At 72.9% G+C, this 22,200-nt stretch carries 22 protein-coding genes; 8 read left to right on the top strand and 14 right to left on the bottom strand.

What is annotated here, in order from left to right:
* Nucleotides 1–5: 5 nt before the first annotated feature.
* The 12 genes from GA0070619_RS05350 to GA0070619_RS05295 are packed head-to-tail and all read right to left on the bottom strand — an operon-like array spanning nt 6 to nt 11,007.
* Nucleotides 6–383, bottom strand: a complete 378-nt coding sequence (locus GA0070619_RS05350) for a Zn-ribbon domain-containing OB-fold protein (RefSeq protein WP_088951569.1) — start codon at nt 381–383, stop codon at nt 6–8.
* Nucleotides 383–1,516 (bottom strand): acetyl-CoA acetyltransferase, encoded by a 1,134-nt coding sequence (locus GA0070619_RS05345; protein ID WP_231927277.1) that lies wholly within the window; start codon nt 1,514–1,516, stop codon nt 383–385. Before GA0070619_RS05345 ends, GA0070619_RS05350 begins: the two co-directional genes overlap by 1 nt.
* Nucleotides 1,517–1,521: 5 nt before the next feature.
* Nucleotides 1,522–1,965 (bottom strand): MaoC/PaaZ C-terminal domain-containing protein, encoded by a 444-nt coding sequence (locus tag GA0070619_RS05340; RefSeq protein WP_088947025.1) that lies wholly within the window; start codon nt 1,963–1,965, stop codon nt 1,522–1,524.
* Complete coding sequence (locus GA0070619_RS05335) at nt 1,962–2,462, bottom strand: FAS1-like dehydratase domain-containing protein (protein ID WP_088947024.1); 501 nt, start codon at nt 2,460–2,462, stop codon at nt 1,962–1,964. The genes GA0070619_RS05340 and GA0070619_RS05335 overlap by 4 nt, the downstream gene beginning before the upstream one ends.
* On the bottom strand, nt 2,459–3,694 hold the full coding sequence (locus tag GA0070619_RS05330; RefSeq protein ID WP_088947023.1) for a RidA family protein: 1,236 nt from the start codon (nt 3,692–3,694) through the stop codon (nt 2,459–2,461). The genes GA0070619_RS05335 and GA0070619_RS05330 overlap by 4 nt, the downstream gene beginning before the upstream one ends.
* Complete coding sequence (locus tag GA0070619_RS05325) at nt 3,691–5,085, bottom strand: MmgE/PrpD family protein (protein WP_088947022.1); 1,395 nt, start codon at nt 5,083–5,085, stop codon at nt 3,691–3,693. The genes GA0070619_RS05330 and GA0070619_RS05325 overlap by 4 nt, the downstream gene beginning before the upstream one ends.
* Complete coding sequence (locus GA0070619_RS05320; protein ID WP_088947021.1) at nt 5,082–6,341, bottom strand: CaiB/BaiF CoA transferase family protein; 1,260 nt, start codon at nt 6,339–6,341, stop codon at nt 5,082–5,084. The genes GA0070619_RS05325 and GA0070619_RS05320 overlap by 4 nt, the downstream gene beginning before the upstream one ends.
* A complete protein-coding gene (locus GA0070619_RS05315) occupies nt 6,338–7,372 on the bottom strand; it encodes an LLM class flavin-dependent oxidoreductase (RefSeq protein ID WP_088947020.1) in 1,035 nt (344 codons plus the stop codon). The genes GA0070619_RS05320 and GA0070619_RS05315 overlap by 4 nt, the downstream gene beginning before the upstream one ends.
* The gene (locus tag GA0070619_RS05310; protein ID WP_088947019.1) at nt 7,369–7,908 is read right to left on the bottom strand and encodes a MaoC family dehydratase; all 540 of its coding nucleotides are present in this window, start codon (nt 7,906–7,908) and stop codon (nt 7,369–7,371) included. The genes GA0070619_RS05315 and GA0070619_RS05310 overlap by 4 nt, the downstream gene beginning before the upstream one ends.
* Nucleotides 7,908–9,449, bottom strand: coding sequence for a class I adenylate-forming enzyme family protein (locus tag GA0070619_RS05305; RefSeq protein WP_231927276.1), 1,542 nt, complete (start codon nt 9,447–9,449; stop codon nt 7,908–7,910). Before GA0070619_RS05305 ends, GA0070619_RS05310 begins: the two co-directional genes overlap by 1 nt.
* Before the next feature lie 46 nt (nt 9,450–9,495).
* Nucleotides 9,496–10,293 carry an SDR family oxidoreductase gene (locus GA0070619_RS05300; RefSeq protein WP_088947018.1) on the bottom strand — a complete coding sequence of 266 codons (798 nt, stop codon included), beginning with the start codon at nt 10,291–10,293 and terminating at the stop codon, nt 9,496–9,498.
* A 39-nt stretch (nt 10,294–10,332) separates the two neighbouring features.
* Nucleotides 10,333–11,007, bottom strand: a complete 675-nt coding sequence (locus GA0070619_RS05295) for an isochorismatase family protein (protein ID WP_088947017.1) — start codon at nt 11,005–11,007, stop codon at nt 10,333–10,335.
* A 216-nt stretch (nt 11,008–11,223) separates the two neighbouring features.
* Here GA0070619_RS05295 and GA0070619_RS05290 point away from each other — a divergent pair, with 216 nt between their 5' ends.
* Nucleotides 11,224–12,090 carry a DUF4437 domain-containing protein gene (locus tag GA0070619_RS05290; protein ID WP_157743911.1) on the top strand — a complete coding sequence of 289 codons (867 nt, stop codon included), beginning with the start codon at nt 11,224–11,226 and terminating at the stop codon, nt 12,088–12,090.
* Between the two features lie 98 nt (nt 12,091–12,188).
* Here GA0070619_RS05290 and GA0070619_RS05285 read toward each other — a convergent pair whose 3' ends face one another.
* The gene (locus tag GA0070619_RS05285) at nt 12,189–13,055 is read right to left on the bottom strand and encodes an HpcH/HpaI aldolase/citrate lyase family protein (protein ID WP_231927275.1); all 867 of its coding nucleotides are present in this window, start codon (nt 13,053–13,055) and stop codon (nt 12,189–12,191) included.
* Between the two features lie 78 nt (nt 13,056–13,133).
* Here GA0070619_RS05285 and GA0070619_RS05280 point away from each other — a divergent pair, with 78 nt between their 5' ends.
* Nucleotides 13,134–13,841: a hypothetical protein gene (locus GA0070619_RS05280; protein ID WP_088947014.1), complete on the top strand. Its 708-nt coding sequence runs from the start codon at nt 13,134–13,136 to the stop codon at nt 13,839–13,841.
* Between the two features lie 14 nt (nt 13,842–13,855).
* On the opposite strand, the gene GA0070619_RS05275 is transcribed toward GA0070619_RS05280, so the two are convergent.
* Nucleotides 13,856–14,674, bottom strand: coding sequence for an IclR family transcriptional regulator (locus GA0070619_RS05275; RefSeq protein WP_088947013.1), 819 nt, complete (start codon nt 14,672–14,674; stop codon nt 13,856–13,858).
* Between the two features lie 205 nt (nt 14,675–14,879).
* Between GA0070619_RS05275 and GA0070619_RS05270 the strand changes: the two genes are divergently transcribed.
* From GA0070619_RS05270 to GA0070619_RS05245, 6 genes are read left to right on the top strand one after another with little or no spacing between them, the layout of a single operon-like run.
* On the top strand, nt 14,880–15,833 hold the full coding sequence (locus GA0070619_RS05270; protein ID WP_157743910.1) for a flavin reductase: 954 nt from the start codon (nt 14,880–14,882) through the stop codon (nt 15,831–15,833).
* Between the two features lie 5 nt (nt 15,834–15,838).
* A complete protein-coding gene (locus GA0070619_RS05265) occupies nt 15,839–17,116 on the top strand; it encodes an acyl-CoA dehydrogenase family protein (RefSeq protein ID WP_088947011.1) in 1,278 nt (425 codons plus the stop codon).
* Nucleotides 17,113–18,606 carry an aldehyde dehydrogenase family protein gene (locus tag GA0070619_RS05260; RefSeq protein ID WP_088947010.1) on the top strand — a complete coding sequence of 498 codons (1,494 nt, stop codon included), beginning with the start codon at nt 17,113–17,115 and terminating at the stop codon, nt 18,604–18,606. The genes GA0070619_RS05265 and GA0070619_RS05260 overlap by 4 nt, the downstream gene beginning before the upstream one ends.
* Nucleotides 18,603–19,526 (top strand): isocitrate lyase/PEP mutase family protein, encoded by a 924-nt coding sequence (locus GA0070619_RS05255; protein WP_088947009.1) that lies wholly within the window; start codon nt 18,603–18,605, stop codon nt 19,524–19,526. The genes GA0070619_RS05260 and GA0070619_RS05255 overlap by 4 nt, the downstream gene beginning before the upstream one ends.
* Nucleotides 19,526–20,731: an FAD-dependent oxidoreductase gene (locus tag GA0070619_RS05250; protein ID WP_231927274.1), complete on the top strand. Its 1,206-nt coding sequence runs from the start codon at nt 19,526–19,528 to the stop codon at nt 20,729–20,731. The genes GA0070619_RS05255 and GA0070619_RS05250 overlap by 1 nt, the downstream gene beginning before the upstream one ends.
* Nucleotides 20,728–22,197: an aldehyde dehydrogenase family protein gene (locus tag GA0070619_RS05245; RefSeq protein ID WP_088947007.1), complete on the top strand. Its 1,470-nt coding sequence runs from the start codon at nt 20,728–20,730 to the stop codon at nt 22,195–22,197. Before GA0070619_RS05250 ends, GA0070619_RS05245 begins: the two co-directional genes overlap by 4 nt.
* The last annotated feature ends 3 nt before the right edge of the window (nt 22,198–22,200 follow it).

Raw genomic sequence — 22,200 nt, 5'->3', positions numbered from 1 at the left:
CTCCGTCAGCGGTGGAAGACCGGCAGCGCCCGGCCGTCGTCGAGGTCGAGCCAACCGACACGGACCGGGTCACCGATCCGCCAGTCCTGCCCTTCGAGGGTGGACAGCACGAGTGGTCCCTCGGTGAGCCGGACCCGGGCGATCGTGTACGGCACGGCAGCCCCCGGCACGGGTGCCCGGTGCACCACGGTGAACGTGTCCACGACGCCGTGGCCGGACGCCTCGACGAACCCGAGATCCACCATCGACGAGCAGGCGGTGCACAGCGCACGCGGCGGATGCTGGACGTGCCCGCAGGACCCGCAGGTCTGCAGCGTGTAGCGGTGCTCCCGGGTGGCGTCCCACCAGCCGGCCGTCACGTCGTCGGGTGGCGGCACGTGCATCACCGCACCCCCAGCACGACCGTCGCGTGCGTGGACAGGATCCCGCCGGTGCCGTGCGCCACGGCCACCCGGGCGTCGGGCACCTGCCGGGCTCCCGCCTCGCCGCGCAGTTGGCGGACCGCCTCCACCAGCAGCAGCACCCCGTACTGACCGGGATGGCAGTACGACAGGCCACCGCCGGAGGTGTCCAGCGCCAACTCACCGCCGGGACGGATCCGGCCGCCCTGTATGAAGTCGAGCACCTCCCCCGGTCCGCAGAAGCCCAGTGCCTCGATGCTGAGCGCGGCCGTGATGGTGAACGAGTCGTACACCTCCAGCACGTCCACGTCAGCCGGTGTGATGCCGGCCCGGGCGAACGCCTCCCGGCCGGACTCGCGCGCGCCGGCGACCGTCAGGTCCTCGACAGCGGTCATCGACGTGTTCGTCGACCGTTCGCCGTACCCGAGGACCCGTACCGGCGGGTGCCGCAGGTCGCGGGCCCGGTCGAGCGTGGTGATCACGACCGCTCCGCCGCCGTCGGTCACCAGGCAGCAGTCGGCGACGGTCAGCGGGCTGGAGACCATCGGCGCGGCGAGCACGTCGTCGACGGTCAGCGGCCCGGCGCCGTAGCGGAACGCGGCCGGGTTGAGCAGCGCCCACTCCCTGGCGGCGACCGCGATCTCGGCCAGCTTCTCCCGCGTGCCGCCGTACCGGTGGAAGTACTGCTGCGCCGCCATCGCGTAGTACGACAGCGGGTACAACGGGGCGTACGGCGCCTCGAACTGGGCCTCCGGGGTGTGCTCCTCGACGATCCCGCCGAGGCTGCGCGAGCGCGCGGAGCGCTGGTTCGACGCGAAGCTGATGACCACTGTGGATGCCTGACCGGCGTCGATGGCCTGGGTGGCGCGGGCGACCATCATCTCGGCGGCCGACCCGCCGACGAACGTCGAGTCGACCCAGCGGGGCTGCTGCCCGAGATACTCGGCGAGCTGTGTGGTGGAGAAGCGGGACACTCCGGTGGTGGCCAGTCCGTCGACGTCGGCGAGGGTCAGCCCGGCGTCGGCGAGCGCCCGGGTGACGGCCTGGGTCTGAAGCGTGAGCGTGGACTTCCCGGTGCTGCCGAGGTCGCACTCGGCCGCGCCCACGATCGCCACGCCGGTCACTGCGCGCCCGGCCCGTCGGCCGTGCCCAGCAGGACCGTCGCGTGGGCAGGGCGGACGGCGGGCCGTTGCGGGCCGTACTCGCTGGCCAGGATCGTGGCGGCGAGTTCGACCCGGACGCGGTCGGCGCCGACCTCGACCACTGTCGCCTCGCACCGCACGGTCTCGCCGGCGAACATCAGGTTCCGGAACGTGAACGACAGCTCGTGCACGAAGCAGCGTGGACCGAGCGCGTCCTGCAGCAGCTCGACGAAGAGCGCCCCGAACACCTGCCCGTCCACGACCGGGCCCGGGACCCGCGCGGCGGCCACGAACTCGCTGTCGAAGTGCAGGCGGTACCAGTCCCAGGTGGCGCCGGCGTAGGCGACCATGTCGGTGAGCGTGATGGTGCGCTCCAGCGTGGGCAGCGCAGCCCCGATGTTCGGTGGCACCGGAGGTGTCATGCGGCACCGTCCAGGCCGACCAGGATGATCGTCTCCTCGTTGACGGCGAGCAGTTCGCCGTCCTGGTTGGTGTACGTCGCGCGCGAGGAGACCACGAGCATGTCCGCGCCGGTGCGGGTCCGCTTCTCGGTCAGGTCGTGGATCTCCCAGCTCGCGGTGATGACGTCGTCGGGGCGTACCCGGCGGTGAAACGTGTAGCTGTTGCCGCCGCGGACCTGGCGGGTACCGGGGAGGTCGAGGTGCCAGGAGTGCCCCGCATAGCCGTCGCTGTCCATCGGGAGGTTCGCGTACTGGTTGGTCTCGCAGATGAGCGTCGGTGGGGCGGTCACGCCCGGCAGGCCCTGCGCGCGGGCGAACTCGGGGTCGGAGTAGAGCGGGTTGTCGTCGCCGACGGCCATGCCGAAGTACCGGCCGGCCGCGGCGCCGAGCGGTTCCGGCGCGGTGTAGACCTTCCTCGTGCCCAGCAGTGCACGCAGATCGTCGGTCAGCAGGCTCATGCCGTCTCCTCCGCCACGCCGCGCGGCGCTGATACCGGGTACAGCGCCGTCGGGAACACCTCGAGCAGGAACTCGGGGCGCAGCAGGGCCTTGCAGATCGCTCCGGTCGACGCCGGCCAGGGCGGGCTGAGCAGCCGTTCCCGCACGCCGGCCACGCCCCGGTACGCCGACAGCGCGGACTCGACGCAGTATTCGGTTGTCTCCAGCAGGTGCTCCGGTCCGAGGCCGGCGTGGCGCAGCAGGTGCAGGATCGCGCCGTACGTCGCCTCGGCCTGCGCCACGATGTCGTCGGGGTGCAGGGCCTGCTGCGTCTGCATGTCCAGCGCCGCGAACCCGGACATGTACAGGGTCCGGCCGGCCCTGACCCCGGGTGCGTAGGTGAGCGTGTCGTAGCGGGACCAGCCGGGGTTGACCAGTTCCAGGGGGTGCCGGGAGGCGGTGACGTCGATCGCGACGAGCGCGTCCGGGTGGTGCAGCCGGCTCATCAGGATGCCGCCCGCGCCCGGGTAGACGCCGGCGCCGCCGAGGCGTTCCCGCCGCACGCGGTGCGTCCGGCGGTACACGTCGCGGGTCTCCGGCGTCGAGTAGTCGTACGTCGTGACGACCGCGTCGAGGGACAGCCCGACCGCCGTGAGCAGGTCGCCCGCCCGGTCCAGGCAGTAGGCGTACTGCGCGGCGAAGTCCCCCGGGTGGACCACGGCGCCGGTGGCGTCGACCGGGACCATCGTCGGTAGGTACACCGCACCGTCGTGGCCCGCCCGCACGGTGGAGGCCTGCCAGGTGCCGGCCGGCCGGGGCTCGCTGGCGGCCAGCACCTCGCCGCCGCCGCGGACCGCGTGCAGCTCGACCTCCAGCAGCGCGGTACGCCGCACGAGCCGCTCGACGACGACCGTCCGCAGCACGGGCTCGTGGTCGCCGAAGACCTCCCGCCGGACCGCCGCGGCCGCCTCGTACTCGGCGAGCCCGGCGACCGTCACGTTCTCGGTGATTCGGGTGACGTCCTGCGGCCCGAACCCGGCGGCCGCCAGGATCGTCAGCACCTTCTCGTACGCGGTGCGCGCCTGCGCCGCCATGTCCCCGGTGACCGTCATCCTGCCGACGGCCTCGTCGAACGCGGCGGAGGTGTGGCCGGAGGTCCAGGCCGCGTCGCCCTCTGCGAGGCCGAGGCAGAACGTGAAGCCGTCGTACGGGAACCAGCGGAAGGAGGGCGGTTTGATAGCGTGTGGTGTCACGGGCGGTCCCTGCCTGTACCGGCGGCGGCCAGCGCCGCCATGAGCGGTTCGATGGTGTCCAGCTCGTCGAGACGGGACAGCAGGTCGATGACGTCTGTGGTGTCGCCACCGGCGTTGCCGTGGAACTTCGCGACGAGCTGCTCGTCGGTCAGCGGGTTGTCCGGGCCACCCGCGCTGCGTGGCACGCTGCCGGGAACGGCCGAGCCGTCGACGAGCGTGATGCGGGCGGTGCCGGGCGCGTCGGCCGCGGGGCCGCCGGTGGGGGCAACGTGCCAACGCACCAGCCGGGCAACGCGTTCCACCTCGGGTCGGACGAGCGAGTCCGGCTCGTACGTTGCGGTGGTCAGGTCACCGTCGACGACGGCGGCGGCGATGCTCCACGGCAGCGAGAACTTCGCCGCGTACGGCGACGCCGGTCGCGCCAGGTCCCGCCGGGTGTCGCAGACCGTGGGCACCGAGTCGGGGTGAACGTCGACGTCGATCGAGGCGACGTCGCCGGAACGGACACCGCCGCGGCGCACCGCGTCGCGGACCGCGTCGATCGCGGCGTGGGAGAGTTGGCACGCCGGGTACGGCTTGATGCCGATCCGGGTGGTCTCCCAGCGTGTGCCGAGCTCGGCGGTGATGGACGCGAGGTCGACCGCGCCGGCGGCCAGTGCGTCGTAGACACCGTGCGGGCCGTCGAGGACGTTAGCGGGGCCGCCGGCCCCGGCCGCGGCCAGCCGGGCGGCGAGGATGCCGGCGTGCCCGGCGAATCCCGGGTGCAGCTGCTTCGTCGAGGCTCCACTGTGCAGGAACGCCAGGAGCCCGCCGGCCTGGCTGCCGGCGATGCCGAGCGCGTCGGTCGTCCGCGCGGCGTCGAGGCCGAGCAGCCGGGACGCGACGATCGCCGAGGAGAACACGCCGGCCACCATCGTGGCGTGCAGCCCGCGGGCGTGGAAGCCGTGCGACGCGGCGGCGGCGACCCGGCACACGGTTTCGTAGCCGACGACGGCGGCCTCGAGCACGGCTCGGCCGGGCGCGCCGACCTGCTCGCCGACGGCGAACGCGGCCGGCAGCACCACGGCTGTGGCGTGCACGAGGCCGCCGGCGTGGGTGTCGTCGAAGTCCAGTGCGTGCACGAGGGTGCCGTTGGCGAGCGCGGCGGCCGGCGCACCGACCCGGCCCCGCGACCCGATGATCGTCGCCTCCGGCGGCCCGCCGAGTCCCCGGGCGACGACGACGGCCGGTATCGGCGACCGCCCACCGGGCTCCCCCGTCATCGGGCTGGCGCGCAGCCCACCCAGCGCCGTTCCGACCCCGTCGAGCAGGTGCCGCAGCGCTGCGGCCCGGACCGCGGCCGGCACTTCGACGTGGCCCGTGCCCCACTCGGCAAGCTCCTCGGCGATCATCGTGACGTGGCTGTGGTGTCGAGGCTGTCAGGGGTGTTCGCGCCGTGTGCCGGCTCGGCATCGCCGAACGCGCCGGCGGCCCGCAGCGCCACCACCTGCTGCGCGTCCAGGCCCAGGATCTCCTCGGTGACGAGTGCCAGGTCCTCGTTGCGCTGCGGTGCCCGGCGGTAGGTGGGCGTCTCGTCGCCGACCCGCACCGGGGACGCGAGCTGCCGTACCTCGCCGTAGCGGGGGTGGTCGGTGGTGACCACGAGGTTCCGGGCGGCGGTGTGCTCGTCCGCCAGGGCCGCGCCGACGTCGTTGATCGGGCCGCACGGGATCGACCCGGCGTAGAGCCGCGTGAGCCAGTCGTCGACGGTCTTCTGCCGGAAGATCGCCTCCAACCGGGGCACCAGGTCGCTGCTCTGCTCCCGCCGGCCGGCGAAGGTCGCGTACGGCGAGCCGGCCTCGGCCCACTCCGGGTGGCCGACGATCTGGCACAGCCGGGCCCAGAACTTCTCCTTCGCGCAGCCGACGACCATCCAACCGTCCTTGGCCTCGAACGCCTGGAACGGCACGAGCGACGGGTGGGCCGAGTGGTGTGTGCGGGCCGGCTGGAACCCGGCGTTCAGGTGCCACGTCGCGGGATAGGTCAGCATCGACACCGCAGTGTCGTAGAGGCTGACGTCGCAGTCCATCCCGACGCCGTCGCGGCGGGCGGCGTGCACCCCGGCCAGCAGCGAGATCGCGGCCACGAAGCCGCCCGAGTAGTCCACCAGTGACAGTCCGGACTTGGTGGGCGGTCCGTCCGGCTCACCGGTCAGCTCCATCCAGCCAGCGAGACCCTGCAACACGTAGTCGTAGCCGGGTTCCTGCTTGCGCGGTCCGGTCATCCCGAACCCGGTCAGCGACACGCACACGATGCGCGGGTTGAGGTGCTTGAGGTCGTCGTACCGGATGCGCAGCTTCTCCGGCACGTCCCCGCGCAGGTTGGAGTAGACGACGTCGGAGACCGCGACGAGTTGTTCGAAGACGCCACGCCCGGCGGCGGTAGCCAGATCGAGAGAGACGCTGCGCTTGTTGCGGTTGAACGTCTCGAAGAAGAGCGAGTCCTCGTCCTCGGCGTACGGCGGCACGTACCTGCCGACGTCGCCGCCGGCCCGCGGGTCCTCGATCTTGATGACCTCGGCGCCGAGGTCGGCCAGGTGCACGCTGCCGAACGGCCCGGCACCGTACTGCTCGACCGCGATGATGCGCAGGTCCTCCAGCGGTCTCACGTGGTCGCTCCCGTCAGCTCACCGATCAGCGCGATGATCTCGTCCTGGGCCGCGCGGATCTCGACGGCCGGCAGCCCGTGGGTCGGCGGGCTCAGCTTCACGGTGTCGGCGATGCCGTCATAGGCCGCGATCCGGGCGGCGACGTCGTCGCGGGTGCCGGCCATGGTGAGCGCGTCGACCATCCGGTCGCTGACGCTGCCCGCGAGGTGGTCCGCGCCGGCACCGGCCCGGAACGCGTCGATGACGGCCTGCTGGTCCTCGGCGAGGCCGTGGAACGCGAAGAAGTCGGCGTAGGTGCGGACCGTGGCGTAGAAGCCGACCACACCGGCGGCGCGGCGGCGGGCGAGCGCCGGGTCGGCGGCCACCGAGCAGCACGCGGAGACGACGACGTCGACGTCGTGGCGCGTCTTGCCGTCCGCGCGGTCGATGCCGAGCGTGAGGTCGGGCAGGATGTGCTCCCGCAGGTACCCGGGTGAGCACAGCTCGTGGCTGATCCAGCCGTCGCCGATCTCGCCGGCCAGCCGGGTCATCAGCGGGCCCATCGCGGCCAGGTACACCGGGATCGGCCGCTCCGGAACGGCGTACGGCCGCTCGTAACCGCGGATGTGCATCGGCTCGAACTCGCCGTCGGCACGGATCTCGGCGCCGGTGGTGCAGGCGTCCCAGAACAGCCGGATGTTGTAGACCGTCTCGCGCAGGTGACCGACCGGCTTGCCGAACGGCACGTTGTGCCATTGCTCGTTGAGCCGGCGCACCCCGGAGCCGAGGCCGATCACGAACCGGCCACCGGACAGCTCGTCCAGGTCGAGCGCCTCCAGCGCGGTGATCATCGGGCTGCGGGTGAACGCCAGGACGATCGAGGTGCCGATCCGTGCGGTCGACGTCGCCCCGGCCAGGGCCGCGGCGGTGCCGGTCGCGCTCCGGTGCAGCTCCGAGGCCCACAGCACCTCGGCGCCCGCGCGTTCCGCCCGGCGCCCGGCGTCGGCCAGCTCCGCGAGCGTCTCCCCCCACGGCTGGTACGTGAGCCTCATGCCGTTTCCTTGCTGTCGCCGTCGAGGGAGAGTGGGGACTTCCCCACCGGGAAGAGGTTTTCCAGCTGTTCGGCGCCCCGGCGGTACACGTAGAACGTGCGCTTGAAGGAGCAGACCTCGTCGCCGTGCTGGTTCAGCGTGCGGGTGCGCACCGTGACGATGCCGGCATGCGGGCGGGACGCGGACTCGCGCTTCTCCAGCACGAGTGACTCGCTGTAGAGCGTGTCACCGGCGAACACCGGGTGGGTCATCCGGATCTCGTCCCAGCCGAGGTTCGCGAACGCGTTCTGGGTCAGGTCGGTGACGCTCTGCCCGACCGCGATGGCCACCGTGAGCGTCGACACCACGAGCGGCTTGCCGAACTCCGACCGTGCGGCGTACTCGGCGTTGAAGTGCATCTCGTTGGTGTTCATGGTCAGCAGCGTGAACCAGGTGTTGTCGGTCTCCGTGACGGTGCGTCCCAGCGGATGCTGGTAGACGTCTCCGATTTCGAAGTCCTCGAAGAACCGCCCGGTCCAGCCTTGCTTGAGCCCCATCAGTCAATCTCCTTCTGACAACGCGCGAGGTACCCGTCGCGGATCATCCGCTTGAGGATCTTGCCGCTCGGGTTGCGCGGCAACGCGTCGACGACGTGCCACTCGCGGGGCACCTTGTAACGCGCCACGTGCTGCCGGACGTGGCCCTCCAGGGCTCCGACGTCGATCCGCGTCCCTGGGCGGCCCACCACGAACGCGGCGATGCGCTCGCCGTACACCTCGTCGGGCACGCCGATGACGGCGACCTCGTCGACCGGCTGGTGGCGGGCGATGACCTCCTCGATCTCGCGCGGGAAGATGTTGACCCCGCCCGCGATGATCATGTCGTTCTTCCGGTCGAAGATGGTGATGAAGCCCTCCTCGTCGCGCACGGCCACGTCGCCGACGGAGAAGAACCCGTCGGCGTCGTATCCGGCCCGGGTGGCCTCCTCGTCGTCGAGGTACCCGGCCAGCAGCAGCGGCGAGCGGGCGAACAGCTCGCCGGGCTCACCCGGCCCGACCTCGTTGCCGTCGTCGTCCTTGAGCCGGATCTCGTTCCAGAACCAGGGATGCCCGACGCTGCCGGCCCGTTCCAGGGCGAACTCGGGGCGCAGGTTGGTGACGATGGAGCACTCGGTCGAGCCGTACAGCTCGTGCACGTCGACGCCGGGGAACGCGGCGATCACCCACTCCTTCAGCGCGACCGGCAACGCGGCGGCGTTGAAGTAGAGCGTCCGCAGCGCCGACAGGTCGTACCGGGCGGCCGGCTCCTCGCAGAACCGGCGGAGGTGCTGGGCGTGCGTGGGCACCAGGAACACCGTGGAGGCGCGACTGGAGGCCATCAGGTCCAACAGCCGCTCCGGATCCCAGGTCGGCAGCACGCTGCACGAGCCGCCGAGCATCGGGGCGGTGTAGGCGAACGCGAACCCCGCGCCGTGGTACATCGGTGCGACGGCGATCGTGCTGCGATTGGGGCCGAGCCCGTAGTCCAGCCCGACTCCGAACGCGGTGAGGACCCGTCCGCGGTGGGTCAGCAGGACGCCCTTGGGCCGCCCGGTCGTGCCGGACGTGTAGGTGATGCAGAACGGGTCGAGTTCGTCGACGGGGACCTGCGGATCGATCGCACGGCCCTGTCCCAGGAACGTCTCGTACCGCTGGCCGACCTCGCCGGCGAAGCTGAGCACGAGCGGCAGGTCGTCGAGCAGGCCGTCGACGTTGCCGGCCAGCTCGTCGGCCAGGATGATCCCCCTCGCCCGGGAGTGGGCGAGGATGTAGGCGTTGTCCGAGCTGTTGTTCTTCGTGTTCAGCGGCACGGTCGGGATGCCGGCCTTGGCCATCGCCGCCGATATCTCGAAGTACTCGTAGCGGTTGTTGCTCAGCACCGCGATCCGCTCACCGGGGGCGATGCCGTGCGCGAGCGTCGCGGACGCGAGCTGGTTGGAGCGCTCGTCGAGCGCGCCGAACGTCACGGCGTGGTCGCCGTCGACGACCGCGACCCGGCCCGGCGTGGCCCGGCCGAACTCGCGGATCCCGGCGGCCATGTTGAGCTGCACACCCTTCACCCGGTGTCGTCCTTCCCTGAGTCATTGATGTGCACGACGGCTCCGGTCAGAGTCCGTAGCGGGCGAGGACGTCCCGCTTGCCGGGGATGAGGACCTTGCGGGTCATCCGGCCGGTGGTGAGCCACGCGATCGCGTCGCCGTTCCTGGTGCTTGTCAGCATTCGTTCGACCAGGTACGGCGCGACGTCGTCGACGTGGTCGCAGAGGATGTTCAGCCACCTGCGCTGCCGCGCCACCTGCTCCGGCGCGGCGGCGGCTTCGCGCAGCCACCCCTCGGTGATGAGGATGCCTGGGCGGATCTGGCCGATCCGCACGCCGGTACCGGTGACCTCCTTGGCCAGTGCCCGGGTGAAGGAGTCCAGACCACGCTTGGTGGCCGCGTAGACCCCCATGCCGGGGCGGATCCGGCCGTCGCTGCCCCCGCCGAGCACGTTGAAAACCTGGCCGCCGCCGGCGGTGAGCATGCCGCGGACGGCGACCTGCGACCCGTACACGGTGCCGAGCATGTTCGTGGTGACCATCGTCCGGACGTCCTCCGGCGCGGTGTCGACGATCGGCCGGGTGGTGTTGGCGACGCCGGCGTTGTTGATCCACAGGTCGACGCCGCCCAGCGCGTCGACCGCGGCGCTCCACATCCGCTCGACCTGCTCGGCGTCGGTGACGTCCACGGCGAACCCGTGGACCGTCGCTGCCGTGAGGGCCCGCGGGCGCAGCCGTGCGACGGCGTCGTCCACGGCCGTCCGCGAGCGCCCGGAGACGACGACTGAGTGGCCCCGCGAGAGCAGCTCGCGGGCGAGCGCGAAGCCGATCCCCCTGGTGCTGCCGGTGATGACTGCCTTACGCATGACTGCTCCTGCCCACTCAAGTCGGGAGAACGGGTCCGGTCAGTGGCCGGCCAACCGGGCGACCGCGTCGGCCAGCGGCACCACGTCGGCATACTTGGCGTCGAGGTCGAAGAGGTTGGCCTCGTGCGGGCCGGGATCGCGGTCGGCGCACGCCTCGCGCACCACCATCGGGCGGAACCCGTGTTGCAGGGCGTCCACCGCCGACGCGCGGACGCAGCCGCTGGTGGAGAAGCCGCCGAGCACCACCGTGTCGACGCCGGCCGCGGTGAGCCAGGCGGCCAGGGCGGTTCCGGCGAAGGCGCTGGCGTAGTGCTTGTACACGATGTGATCGCCCGGGGCGGGCGTGACCTGGGTCGGGAAGTCGCCGAGTGGGTTGCCGGCGGCGAACGCGGACAGCGCCGGCACCTTCGCGGCGAACAGGGGTGCTTCGGCGCAGGACTCGTCGGCGTACCGCACCGCGGTGAAAGCCACCGGAATCCGGGCCGCACGCGCCGCCGCCACCAGCGCGGCCATCGCGGCCAGCGCGGCCTCCGCGGTGGCGAGGAACAGCGGCGACGAGGGTACGGCGTACGCGGCGACGGGGTCGACCAGCACGAGCGCGGGCCGGGTGCCCCAGCCGAGCCGGCGGGCGAACCCGGCACCGGCGTAGTCGGCATCGAGCCTGCCGCCGCGCGCGGTGCCGCCGGGGGTGGCGGACAGCTCGGCACCGTTCATTCGACGCATCGTATGCGCTGGATACACCGTTTCGCTAGGGGGAACATTGCGGGGCTTGCCGTGCCCATGGAAACAGTGTTTCCATTGCAGCCATGCTGGTCCCGGACGGCGCCGATCTCACCATCGCCGGCTGCCTGGCGCCCTGCACCTCCGGCTGGGGGCGCCGCCCGCAAACGCCGCCGGGAAGACCCTGAAACGCGAAGTGAGGAGCAGCGGGTGCGAGCGCACGTCGAACTGATTCACGAGAATGACTACATCTGGCACGTCGGGGAGCTGCCGCACGGCGAGGGCGGGGTCCACGAACGCCGGCTCTCCACAGACGAGGAGGACGGATCGTCCTCGCTGGCGTTGCGGTTCGACAGCGACTGGGGGCGCGGGCCCGGTGTGCCGCACGCCGACACCGAGTTCTTCGTGCGGTCCGGCTCGCTGATCTACGGCGGTCAGGAGATCGGCCCGGGCGGCTATCTTCAGGTGCCCCGAGGCGTGCCGATGGACTGGATCAAGATCCGCGAGGGCTCGTCGGTGCTGCACTGGCGCGAGTACGGCGACTGCGGTTTCGACGTCGGGAAAGCACAGTGGAGCCCGGCCTCAGCGCGGTGGGAGTCCGCCGTCGGCGAGGTGACGGTGGTGGATTCCAACGACATGGAGTGGACCGCCGCCCCGACGGTCGGGCCGATCACCCCGCTCTACATCAAGCTGCTGCACCGCGACCCGGTGACCAACTTCTACACCCGCCTGATCCGGGCCCACAAGGGCTGGAGCGACCACCGGCTGGCCCACCACCCCTGCTATGAGGAGTTCTACACGCTCGGCGGGAAGATGGCGTACAACTTCGGCGACATCGACGAGGGCACCTACTGCTTCCGGCCGGCCGGGGTGAAGCACGGCCACTTCGTCGCCGAGACCGACATCGACTGGATCATCCGGTCGGACGGCGAGCTGATCAACTGGTACACCACCGACGAGTGGGTCAAGTGGGGCGGCACGGCGACCAACTACCACGAGCACGACGAGGCGCCGGTCATCTCCACCCTGCCGGTGCGGTCCCGTTCGCGCGGTCCCTGGTCCGGCGACGGGATGTGATGGCGACGGGGTGTGTCGCGGCCACGACCACCGCCGCGTCACACCCCGGTCACACGCAGCCGCGCGTGCCGGCGAGTGCCCGGGTCCCGGGCGGGCGTCTACACGGCCAGGGCGAGCAGGCGCCGGGCGGAGCGGACCACCGCCTCGTCCACCAGCCGGCCCTGTGCGTCGAGGCAGACTCCCACGCCGTCGCGGACCGCCGCGTCGAAGCGGGCCACCAGGTCAGCCGCCGTCGCCACCTCGTCGGGTGCGGGGGTGAACACCTCGTTCACCACCGCGACCTGCGCAGGGTGGATACAGGCCCGGCCGACGAAGCCGAGCCGCCGCAGCGCCATCGTCGACTCGCGCAGCGCGACCAGGTCCCGGAAGTCGGTGCTGACCGGCCCCACCGGCGGCTCGATGCCGACCGCCGCGCTGGCCAGCACCACCTGCGAGCGGACGAAGAGCAGTTCGCGCTCGTCCGGCCCGAGCGTGACACCGAGGTCGGCGCGCAGGTCCGCCTCGCCGAGTTGCAGCCGCCGTACCCGGGGTGCGCGGGCGATGTCGAGGGCCGCGACCACGGCCGCCGCCGACTCCAGCAGCGGCACCACGGGGGTCGTGCCCACCGGCGACCCAGCCGCCGACTCGGCCGCGCCGAGCACCTCGTCCAGGGCGACCAGTTCGGCGGCGGACTCGGCCTTCGCCACACAGAGCCCGGCGAGCCCCGACCCCACGACGGTCGCCGCGTCGACGTGGCCCAACCGGCCCGGGTTGATCCGCACCCACCAGGCGACCCCGGGTGGTGCGGAGCGCAGGAAGGCGGCGACCGCCGAGCGGGCGGCGTCCTTGCCGGCCTGCGGCACCGCGTCCTCCAGGTCGACGATCACCGCGTCCGCGCCGCGCCCCGCCGCCTTGGCCAGCTTGTCGGGCGCGTCCCCGGGCACGTACAGGTACGACCTCAACGGCTTCGCGCCCTTCCGTTCCACGATGCTCCGGCGATGCGGCCATTGTTTCGGCTGCGGATACAGTGTTTCCATTAGTGGTCGAGACGTCAAGGAGGCCCCATGGGACCGCACCCGCACGGCTGGTGGATTCTGCTGCACATCGTGCTCTTCGTCTTCTGGCTGGGCGGGGATCTCGGGGTCTTCTGGTCGAGCCGGTTCGTCCTCAAGCCCGACCTCACGCCGGCCGCCCGGGCCACCGCGCTGAAGATCATGGGCGGGCTCGACCTGGGGCCCAAGATCTGCCTGGTGCTCTTCCTGCCCAGCGGCGTCACGCTGATGGCGCTGGACCCGCACGGCGCGCAGGTCTTCGGGATCAACCCGTTCGGCTGGCCGATCGTCGCACTGGTCTGGGTGTTCGCGGCGGCGTGGCTGGCCGCCACGATCTCCGACCACCACCGCCCAGGCCACCGTCGGTGGGTACGCCGGGCGGACTGGACGGTCCGGACCGTGCTGATCGCCGGCCTGGCCGGGACCGCCCTCTACACGCTCTTCGCCGCCGCACCGTTCGGGGTGGACACCAACCCGAGGTGGCTGGGCGGCAAGATCCTGCTCTACAGCATCGCGATCGCCTGCGGACTGGGCATCCGGCTCACCCTGCGCCCGTTCGGGCCGGCCTTCGGCGCGCTGATGACGACAGGCTCCACGCCGGAGGTGGAGCACGCGATGCGGCGGGCGATCGACGGCTGCCTGCCCTACGTGTGGGGCATCTGGGGCAGCGTGCTGGCGGCCGCGGCGCTCGGCGTGCTGAAGCCGCTCGCGGCGCTGTAACCCGGGCAGGTCGGTCAGGCGCCGCTGTAGCCGAGCTGAGCGGAGATCCGGCCGGTCGCCTTCAGCAGCGACTTCGCCAGCTCGGGCGAGTCCGGCTTGAACCGCCCCACCGGCCCGGCCACGCTGACGACCGCCACCACGTGCCCGTCGTGGTCGTAGACCGGTGCGGCGATCGACGTCGCGCCGGGCTGGCGTTCGCCGCGCGAGGTGGCGTAGCCGCGCTTACGGATGGCGGCCAACTCCTTGCGCAGCTTCGCCGGGTCGGTGATGGTGCGGTCGGTGATCTCGTCGAGCCGGTGCCGCTCCAGGTAGACGTCGAGCTCGTCGTCGTCGACGAAGGCCAGGAACGCCTTGGACGAGCTGCCGGCATGCAGCGGGTACGGGATGCCGATGTTGACGTCCAGCCGCAGCTCCTGATCGGGCACCACTTGGTCGACGTACAGCCGGGTGTCGCCCCGGCGCAGCGACAGCGTGGCGGTCTCGCCCGTCTCGGCCGCCAGCCCGCGCAGCTCCGGGCCGGCCATCGCGCGCAGGTCGGTGCGGGCCAGGTAGGCCCGGCCGAGCGTGACGGCCGCGTGGCCCAGCGCGTAGCGACGGGTGCTCGGGTCGACGGTGATCAGCTCCCGGCTGCGCAGCGCCGTGAGGATACGGTGCACGGCGGCCTTGGTCAGGTCCAGCGCGGTCGCGATCTCGGTGACGCCCAGGTCAGGGCGCCCGCTGCGCCCGAAGTAGAGCAGCACGTCCATCGCCCGCTCGACCGCCGCGATCGAGCGGGACTGGCCGTCGCCGTCCTCCGCGGCCGGTGCCTTCGCCTCCGATGTCCGACTGGGCATGGTTGGGCCTCCACAGCGCTGTTCGTGCGTCCGTCTCCAGAGCAGTGTAGGGCGCTCGATTTCACCTAGCGAAACACCGTGTCCTGAGCGGGTCACCGATTTTCGGCGGCGAGGCGCCCGGACCGATCGGCGGTTGACACGGGCCACCACCCGTCGTTACGTTTCTGGTAACGACGTTTCCTCATGCGAAACGGAGAACCTGCCAGTGTCGGTCGACAGCATCACGTTCCGCTCGGCCCTCGCCCAGTGGCCCAGTGGCGTCGGTGTCGTGACCACGGTCATCGACGGCCAGCGGCACGGCATGACCGCGAGCTCGTTCTCGTCGGTCAGCCTCAACCCGCCGCTGGTCTCCGTCTGCCTGGGCGTCCACCTTCCCAGCCACGCCCTGGTGGAGCGGGCCGGCGTCTTCGCGATCAGCTTTCTCGGCAAGGGCCAGGCCGGCATCGGCCAGCGCTTCGCCGGCATGCGTCCCGAGGTCACCGACCGCTTCGCCGGGCTGGACTGGGCGCACGCCGAGACCGGCTGCCCGGTCCTGGCCAACGCGACCGCCTGGCTGGACTGCCGGGTCGTGCACGCCTATCCCGGCGGCGACCACACGATCTTCGTCGGCGAGGTGCTCGCGGCCAGCACCCCCCGGGTCGGTGCCCCGCTGCTGTTCCACTCCAGCGCGTGGAGTCAGCTCGCCGACCCGCTGCCGGAGAAGATCGACATCGCGATCGGGGGCCGACTCTCCCGCCTGCGCGCGAACACCCTGTTGACGGCCGGCTTCACGGTGCGGGCAACCCCCGGCCCGATGATCGCCGACGCCTTCCGGCCCGGCGGCGAGGATGCCACCCTCGCCGAGCTGGACCAGTTGCTGCGTGCCGGGCACACCGCCGTCACCCTGGTCGAGGAGGCCGACGCCAGCCCGGTGCAGGTGCGGGCCGTGCTCGCCGACGCCACGGTACGCGCCCGTCGCGCCTCACTCCGGGTGCGGCTGCGGCCCCAGCGCGGGCTCGGCCTGGTCAACGCCATGGTCGCGATGAAGAGCGGCGTCACCGGCTTCGACACCACCCTCAGCGGTCGAGCGAGCGCCCTGCGCACCCGCGACCTGGTCTTTCTCGCCCGGCAACTCGGGGTGTCCTGTCCCCGGCTCCCCGCCAACAAACCAGAGGAGTGACCCACATGTCCACCGGCGGACGGCTCATCGACGACCTCACCCCGGCAGAGCAGGATCGCGCGGCCCGAGTGGAGAAGGTGCTGCCCGCGCTGCGGGCCGCCGCCGCGCAGGCCGACGCCGACGGGGTGTTCCCCGCCGCGCACGTCGCGCTGCTGCGCGATGCCGGGCTGCTCGGCCTGGTGGTTCCGCAGGAGTACGGCGGTCTTGGCGGTGGCCTGCGTGACCTCGCCGCCGCCACCTTCGCCATGGGCAGCGCGTGCCCGTCGACGGCCTTGGCCTTCTTCTTCCACAACACCAGCGCCTCCCGTGGTCTGCTGCCGCTGGAGGCCATCGAGCGCGGCCTCTTCGACGACGCCGACGTCCCCGCCGTGCAGGCCTTCGCCGAGAAGGTGCTGACCCGGATGGCTGGTGGGGTGTGGCTGGCCAACTTCGCCAGCGAGGCGGTGAAGAGTTCGTCGGCCAACATCGCCATCTCCACCACCGCCACGCCGGCGAGCCGCGACGGCGTCGACGGCTGGTCGCTCACCGGCGAAAAGTCGTTCGGCTGCGCCACCGGCGTCGCCGACACCTACCTGGTCACCGCCCGGCTCGCCGGGCACGAGACGGCGGACGGACTGGCCCTGTTCCTGGTCCCCCGCGATGCCCCCGGGGTCGCCTCACGGCCGGCCTGGGACGGCATCGGCATGCGCGGCTCGGCCAACCACGGCATCCGGCTCGACGACGTCTTCATTCCGGCCGACGAGGCGCTCACCGTGCCCGGCGCGTTCGTGAAGATGTTGCAGTGCAGTCGGGGCAGCTTCGTCGGCAACCAGCTGGCCATCACGGCGGTCTACGTCGGTGCGGCGCAGAGTGTCTACGACGACACGCTGACCAGCCTCACCCAGAAGACCTTCGCCGACACCGGTCGGCCGATTGCGGAGAGCCCCATGCACCAGGTGATCATCGGCAACATGACGGAACGGTTGGAGACCGCGTACCTCTGGCTGCGCCGCCAGTTGCTGCTGGAGACCAGTGAGCCGCCGCTACGCCCGCACGCCGAGGTCTACCGGCAGTGGCGGTTGGCCAAGGGCTCGATCTGCGAGGCGTGCTTCGACGTGGCGGTCGGCGCGCTCAAGGCGTCCGGCACGTCCGGCGCCACCATGAACGGGTCCGTCGGCCGGGCGCTGCGCGATCTGGCGATGGGACTGGTGATGACGTTCCCGCCGGAGCGCGGCCGGTTGGAGGCGGCCAGTTCGGTGACCAGCGACCGGTCCAACGACCTGTTCGCGGCGGTGGCCGGGTGACCCAGCCGGACCTGCCCGATCTCGCCGACCTGGTCGACGGGGTCTGGACGCCCAGCGACGCACCGCTCGGGTTCGACCTGGAGGATCCGGCGACCGGTGCGGTGCGGCGACCCGCTGCCGGCACGCCGTCGCACCGGATCGAGGCCGCCGTCGCCGCCGCGTCGGCGGCGCACGAGGCCGGGAGCTGGGCCGCGCTACCGGCCCCTGATCGCGCCGACGTACTGGACGCCGTCGCCGAGGCGGTCGAGGGCGTCGCGGCCGAGATCTGCGCGCTGGAGTCGGCGACCACCGGTGTGCCGATCCGGCAGACCACACCGCTGGGCGTGATCCTCGGCGGCTCGTTCCGGCTGGCCGCCGCCCAGCTACGGCAGGGCCCGCAGAGCCAGGAGTTCCAGCGCGAGGACGGCCGGATCGCGTACGCCGAACGACTGCCCTGGGGTCCGGCCGCCTGTGTGGTGCCGTGGAACGCGCCCGCGCCGATGGCCGCGCACAAGGTCGCGAACGCGCTCGCCGCGGGCTGCCCCACGATCCTCAAGCCCAGCGAGTACGCCCCGCACGGCAGCCAACGGCTCGCCGCCGTCGTCGGGGCCACGCTCGCCGCCTCCGGCGTGCCGGCCGGGGTGTTCCAGCTCGTGCACGGCGGGGCCGAGGCCGGTGCGGCAGTGGTCGGCGATCCCCGGATCCGGGCGGTCTCCTTCACCGGCGGGCTCGCCGCCGGGCGGGCGGTCGCGGCAGCCTGCGCCTACGACATCAAGCCGGTGCAGCTCGAGCTCGGCGGCAACAACCCGCTGGTCGTGCTCCCCGACGCCGACGCCGCCGATGTCGCCCGGGCCGCGGTCGACCTGCTCAGCACCCTCAACGGGCAGTGGTGCCGGGCGCTGGGTCGGCTGATCGTGCCCGCCGACCGGCACGACGAGATCGTCGCCGCGATCGCCGACCGGCTCGCCGGCCTGGTCGCCGGCGCGCCGTTGGACCCCGCGACCGACCTCGGTCCGCTGGTGCACTCCCGGCACCTGGCCCGGGTGGTGGCCGCCCGCGACGACCTGCTGGCCCACGGCGGGACCGCTGTCACCGGCACCACGCTGCCGGCGGCCGGGCCGCTGGCCGGCGGGAACTTCCTCGCCCCGACGCTGGTCACCGGCGTCGCCGCCGCGCACACCGGCGACGAGATCTTCGGGCCCGTGGCAGCGGTGCACCCGTACGCCACCGTCGACGAGGCGGTGGCGCTGGCCAACGGCACGTCGTACGGGCTGGAGGCGTACGTGCTCGGCGCGGACGAGGAGGCCGCGCTGGCCGTGGCCCGCCGGATCCGGGCCGGTGAGGTCAAGGTCAACGGCTCCTCGGTGCTCAGCCTGCACCTGTTCAGCCCGCGCCCGGCGTTCGGGCTGTCCGGGTACGGCGAGGAGGGCACCGCCGAGACCCTGCGGTTCTTCACCAACCCGCGGGTCGTCGGCGTCGAAGGCGGCTTCGCGCTGCACGGCCGGTCATGACCCCGGGCGAGACCGCCCCGGCGCAGGCTCCGCCCCCGCTCACGGCCGGCGGCGCGGCGACCGCACGCCCGGCCGACGTGCTGCGGGCGCTGTTGGGCGGCCCGTCGCCGGTGCACGCCCCCGGCGTACACGACCCGCTCACCGCCGCGCTGGCCGCCGGGGCCGGACACCGCGTCGTGCACCTGTCCGGTGCGGTCTGCGCCGCGGTCGAGCTGGGCCTTCCCGACCTGGGATACCTGCACGGCACACACGTCGCGGAGCGGGCCGCCCGGCTCGTCCCGGCGCTGGCCGGCGTGCCGCTGATCGCCGACGCGGACACCGGCTACGGCAATCCGCTGCACGCGGTCTGGACCGCCCAGCGGTACGCGGCGGCCGGCGTCGCCGGGCTGCACCTGGAGGACCAGGTCAGCCCGAAGCGCTGCGGCCACCTGGACGGCAAGGAGCTGTTGGACATCGCGGGTGCGACGGCGAAGATCCGGGCGATCGCCGAGGCGGGTACCGGTCTGGTGCTGATCGCCCGCACCGACGCCTACTCGGTGGCCGGCCTCGACGAGGCGATCGAGCGGGCCGGCCGGTTCGCCGACGCCGGCGCCGACGCGGTCTTCCTGGAGGGTGTGGACACCGCCGAGGAGTTGGCGGCGGTGCGTAACGCGCTGCCCGGCGTACCCCTGGTGGTGAATCGCTCGGAGGCGGCTGGTGTGCGCGCCTTCCCGCCCGACGACGCGCTCGGCGCGCTCGGGGTCCGGGTCGTGCTGCACCCGGTCGCGCCGATGCTGGCCGCGCTGCGCGCGGCTGCCGCCGCCTACGCCGCGATCGGCCGGCACGGTCACGCCGACGCGGTGCCCCGGCTCGCCTGGTCGTCGTTCACCGCGCTGGTCGGCCAGGACGATGCGCTGACTCTCGATCGGAGGTACGCCTGATGCACGTGCTGATCGCCGGAGCGGGGCCGGTCGGGCTGACCGCGGCGCTCGCGCTGGCCCGCCGGGGCTGCGAGGTGACAGTGCTGGAGGCCGGTGACGACCTCGCCGCCGAGTCCCGTGCCTCCACGTTCCACCCGCCGACGCTGGAGATGCTCGACGCATTGGGGGTCGGCGCGGACCTGTTGGCGCGCGGGCTGGTGGCGCCGACGTTCGCCTACCGGGATCGCCGGGAGGGACTGATCGCGGAGCTGGACCTCTCGGTGCTCGCCGAGGACACCCCGTTCCCGTACCGGGTGCAGTGCGAGCAGTCCAAGCTGTGCGTGATCCTGCTGGCGCACCTGGCCCGGCAGCCGACGGCCCGGGTCCGCTTCGGTTGGCCGGTCGACTCGGTACGACAGGCCGCGGATCAGGCCGACGGCGGTGTGGTCGCTGTCGCCGGGGACGGCCGGGAGGTGGCCGGCGACTGGCTGATCGCGGCCGACGGCGCCAGTTCGGCGGTGCGGCGGGCGCTGGAGTTGCCGTTCGACGGGATCACCTACCCCGAACGGTTCCTGGTGGCCTCCACCGACGAGGACCTGCCGGCGCTGCTCGGCCCGCTGGCGTACGTCAACTACGTCTTCGACCCGGTCGAGTGGTCGGTGCTGCTGCGCACGCCGGACCACTGGCGGGTGCTGCTGCCCACCCCCGAGGACACCCCTGACGCGCACGAGCTGGACCGGCTCGACGGGCGGCTGCGGGCGATCGCCGATCCGGGCCGGCCGTGGCGGGTGGCGCACGCCAGTTTGTACCGGGTGCACCAGCGGGTCGCCGCGACGTTCCGGCAGGGGCGGGTGCTGCTGGCCGGCGACGCCGCGCACGTCAACAACCCGCTCGGTGGGCTGGGCATGAACTCGGGCATCCACGACGCGGTCGCCTACGCGCAGGTGCTGGCCTCGGGCCGCCCGGCACCGGACGGCGGGGAGCTGGACCGGGCGGTGACGGCGGTGGCCGACGAGCGGCGCCGGATCGCCCTGACCTACGTGCAGGAGGTCTCCGACCAGAACTACCGCCGGATGCGGGCCACCGATCCGCAGGTGCGGTCCGCGCAGCTGGCCGGCCTGCGCGCGCTGGCCGAGGATCCGGCGGCGGCCCGGGCGTACCTGCTGCGCAGCTCGATGATCGCCTCGCTGCGCCCCGACGCCGGGCAGCCGGCGGCCCGGGCATGACGGCACCCGGCGACGGCCCGCGCGGCGCGGTGATCGAGCGGGAGAACCCGTCCAGGACCAGCGAGCTGGTCGGCACTGTCGGTGTCAGCGGGCCCGAGCGGGTGGACGCCCTGGTCCGCCGGGCCGACGCCGCGCAGCGCAGCTGGGCGGCCACCGGCATCGCGCGGCGGCTCGCTGCGCTGGCCGCTGGCGCCGACGCGATCGCCGGGCGGCTCGAACCGTTGGCCGAGCTGCTGGCCCGGGAGTCGGGCAAGGTGCTCGCCGACTGCCGCGGCGAGGTCGGGTTCGCCGGCACGTACCTGCGCTGGGTCGTCGAGCACGCCCCGGCGGCGTACGCGGATCGGGAGATCGACGACGCGGCCGGTCGGCTGCTGCGGCTGCCCCGGCCGTACGGTGTGGTCGCCGCGATCACGCCGTGGAACGCGCCGATCATCCTCACCCTGCTCAAGGTGGCCCCGGCCCTCGCCGCCGGCAACGCGGTGGTGGTCAAGCCCTCGCCGCTGGCCCCGCTGGCGGTCTCGGAGGTGCTGCGCCTGCTCGCCGGGGCGCTGCCCGGCGGGACGCTGGCGGTCGTCCACGGCGACGCCGCCGCCGGTGCGGCGTTGGTCGGGCACCCGCTGGTGCGCAAGGTGGCGTTCACCGGCGGCGGCGTGGCGGCCCGGCAGGTGGCGGCGACCGCGGCCACCCAGACCACACCGGTCGTGCTGGAGCTGGGCGGCAACGACGCGGCGATCTTCCTGCCGGACGCCGACCTGGGCACCGAGCCGATGCGCCGGCTGGTCCTGGCGAGTTTCGCCACCAGCGGCCAGGTGTGCATGGCCGCCAAGCGCCTGTATGTGCACCGCGACCGCCGCGACGAGTTCGTGGCGGCGTACCGGGCCGCCGCGGCGGAGGTGCTGCGCGTCGGTGACGCGCTCACGCCGGGGGTGAGCATGGGCCCGGTCATCTCGGCCGGTGCCGTCGCCCGGATCGAGCGGATCGTCGCGGCGGCCGTCGCCCGGGGTGCCACGGCGCTGCCGCTGGGCACTGTCGACGGTGGCACCGACCTGGCCGGCGGGTACTTCGTGGCCCCGACCCTCGTGCTGAACGCGCCGGACGACGCCGAGGTGATCACCGGGGAGCAGTTCGGGCCGACGGTGCCGCTGCTGCTCTACGACGACGAGGAGGAACTGCTGGCCCGGGTCAACGCCGACGAGCTGGGCCTTGGCGGCTCGGTCTGGTCGGCCGACGAGGAGCGGGCGTTCGCGCTGGCCCGTCGGGTCGAGGCGGGCTTCGTCTTCGTCAACACGCACAACCGCACCGGGCTGTCGCTGCGGGCGCCGTTCGGTGGGGTGAAGCGCTCCGGCTACGGCCGTGAGTATGCCGAGGAGGGGCTGGCCGAGTACGCGCAGACCTGCGTCGTGCACGCGCCCGGCCCGTTCCGGCCGGGTGGCGCCGGGCTGCCCGCCAACGCGTACCCGGGCTGAGGC

The sequence above is a fragment of the Micromonospora zamorensis genome (assembly GCF_900090275.1).
GTDB classification, from domain to species: domain Bacteria; phylum Actinomycetota; class Actinomycetes; order Mycobacteriales; family Micromonosporaceae; genus Micromonospora; species Micromonospora zamorensis.
Note: the sequence above shows the minus strand (reverse complement) of the source record. Positions and strands in the feature narration are given on the sequence as shown.

Bases quoted from the DNA above. Each gene is read 5' to 3' on its own strand.
- GA0070619_RS05350 (WP_088951569.1), bottom strand. From the start codon at position 383: ATGCACGTGCCGCCACCCGACGACGTGACGGCCGGCTGGTGGGACGCC.
- GA0070619_RS05340 (WP_088947025.1), bottom strand. From the start codon at position 1,965: ATGACACCTCCGGTGCCACCGAACATCGGGGCTGCGCTGCCCACGCTG.
- GA0070619_RS05335 (WP_088947024.1), bottom strand. From the start codon at position 2,462: ATGAGCCTGCTGACCGACGATCTGCGTGCACTGCTGGGCACGAGGAAG.
- GA0070619_RS05325 (WP_088947022.1), bottom strand. From the start codon at position 5,085: ATGATCGCCGAGGAGCTTGCCGAGTGGGGCACGGGCCACGTCGAAGTG.
- GA0070619_RS05315 (WP_088947020.1), bottom strand. From the start codon at position 7,372: ATGAGGCTCACGTACCAGCCGTGGGGGGAGACGCTCGCGGAGCTGGCC.
- GA0070619_RS05310 (WP_088947019.1), bottom strand. From the start codon at position 7,908: ATGGGGCTCAAGCAAGGCTGGACCGGGCGGTTCTTCGAGGACTTCGAA.
- GA0070619_RS05300 (WP_088947018.1), bottom strand. From the start codon at position 10,293: ATGCGTAAGGCAGTCATCACCGGCAGCACCAGGGGGATCGGCTTCGCG.
- GA0070619_RS05295 (WP_088947017.1), bottom strand. From the start codon at position 11,007: ATGAACGGTGCCGAGCTGTCCGCCACCCCCGGCGGCACCGCGCGCGGC.
- GA0070619_RS05280 (WP_088947014.1), top strand. From the start codon at position 13,134: ATGGGACCGCACCCGCACGGCTGGTGGATTCTGCTGCACATCGTGCTC.
- GA0070619_RS05275 (WP_088947013.1), bottom strand. From the start codon at position 14,674: ATGCCCAGTCGGACATCGGAGGCGAAGGCACCGGCCGCGGAGGACGGC.
- GA0070619_RS05265 (WP_088947011.1), top strand. From the start codon at position 15,839: ATGTCCACCGGCGGACGGCTCATCGACGACCTCACCCCGGCAGAGCAG.
- GA0070619_RS05255 (WP_088947009.1), top strand. From the start codon at position 18,603: ATGACCCCGGGCGAGACCGCCCCGGCGCAGGCTCCGCCCCCGCTCACG.
- GA0070619_RS05250 (WP_231927274.1), top strand. From the start codon at position 19,526: ATGCACGTGCTGATCGCCGGAGCGGGGCCGGTCGGGCTGACCGCGGCG.
- GA0070619_RS05245 (WP_088947007.1), top strand. From the start codon at position 20,728: ATGACGGCACCCGGCGACGGCCCGCGCGGCGCGGTGATCGAGCGGGAG.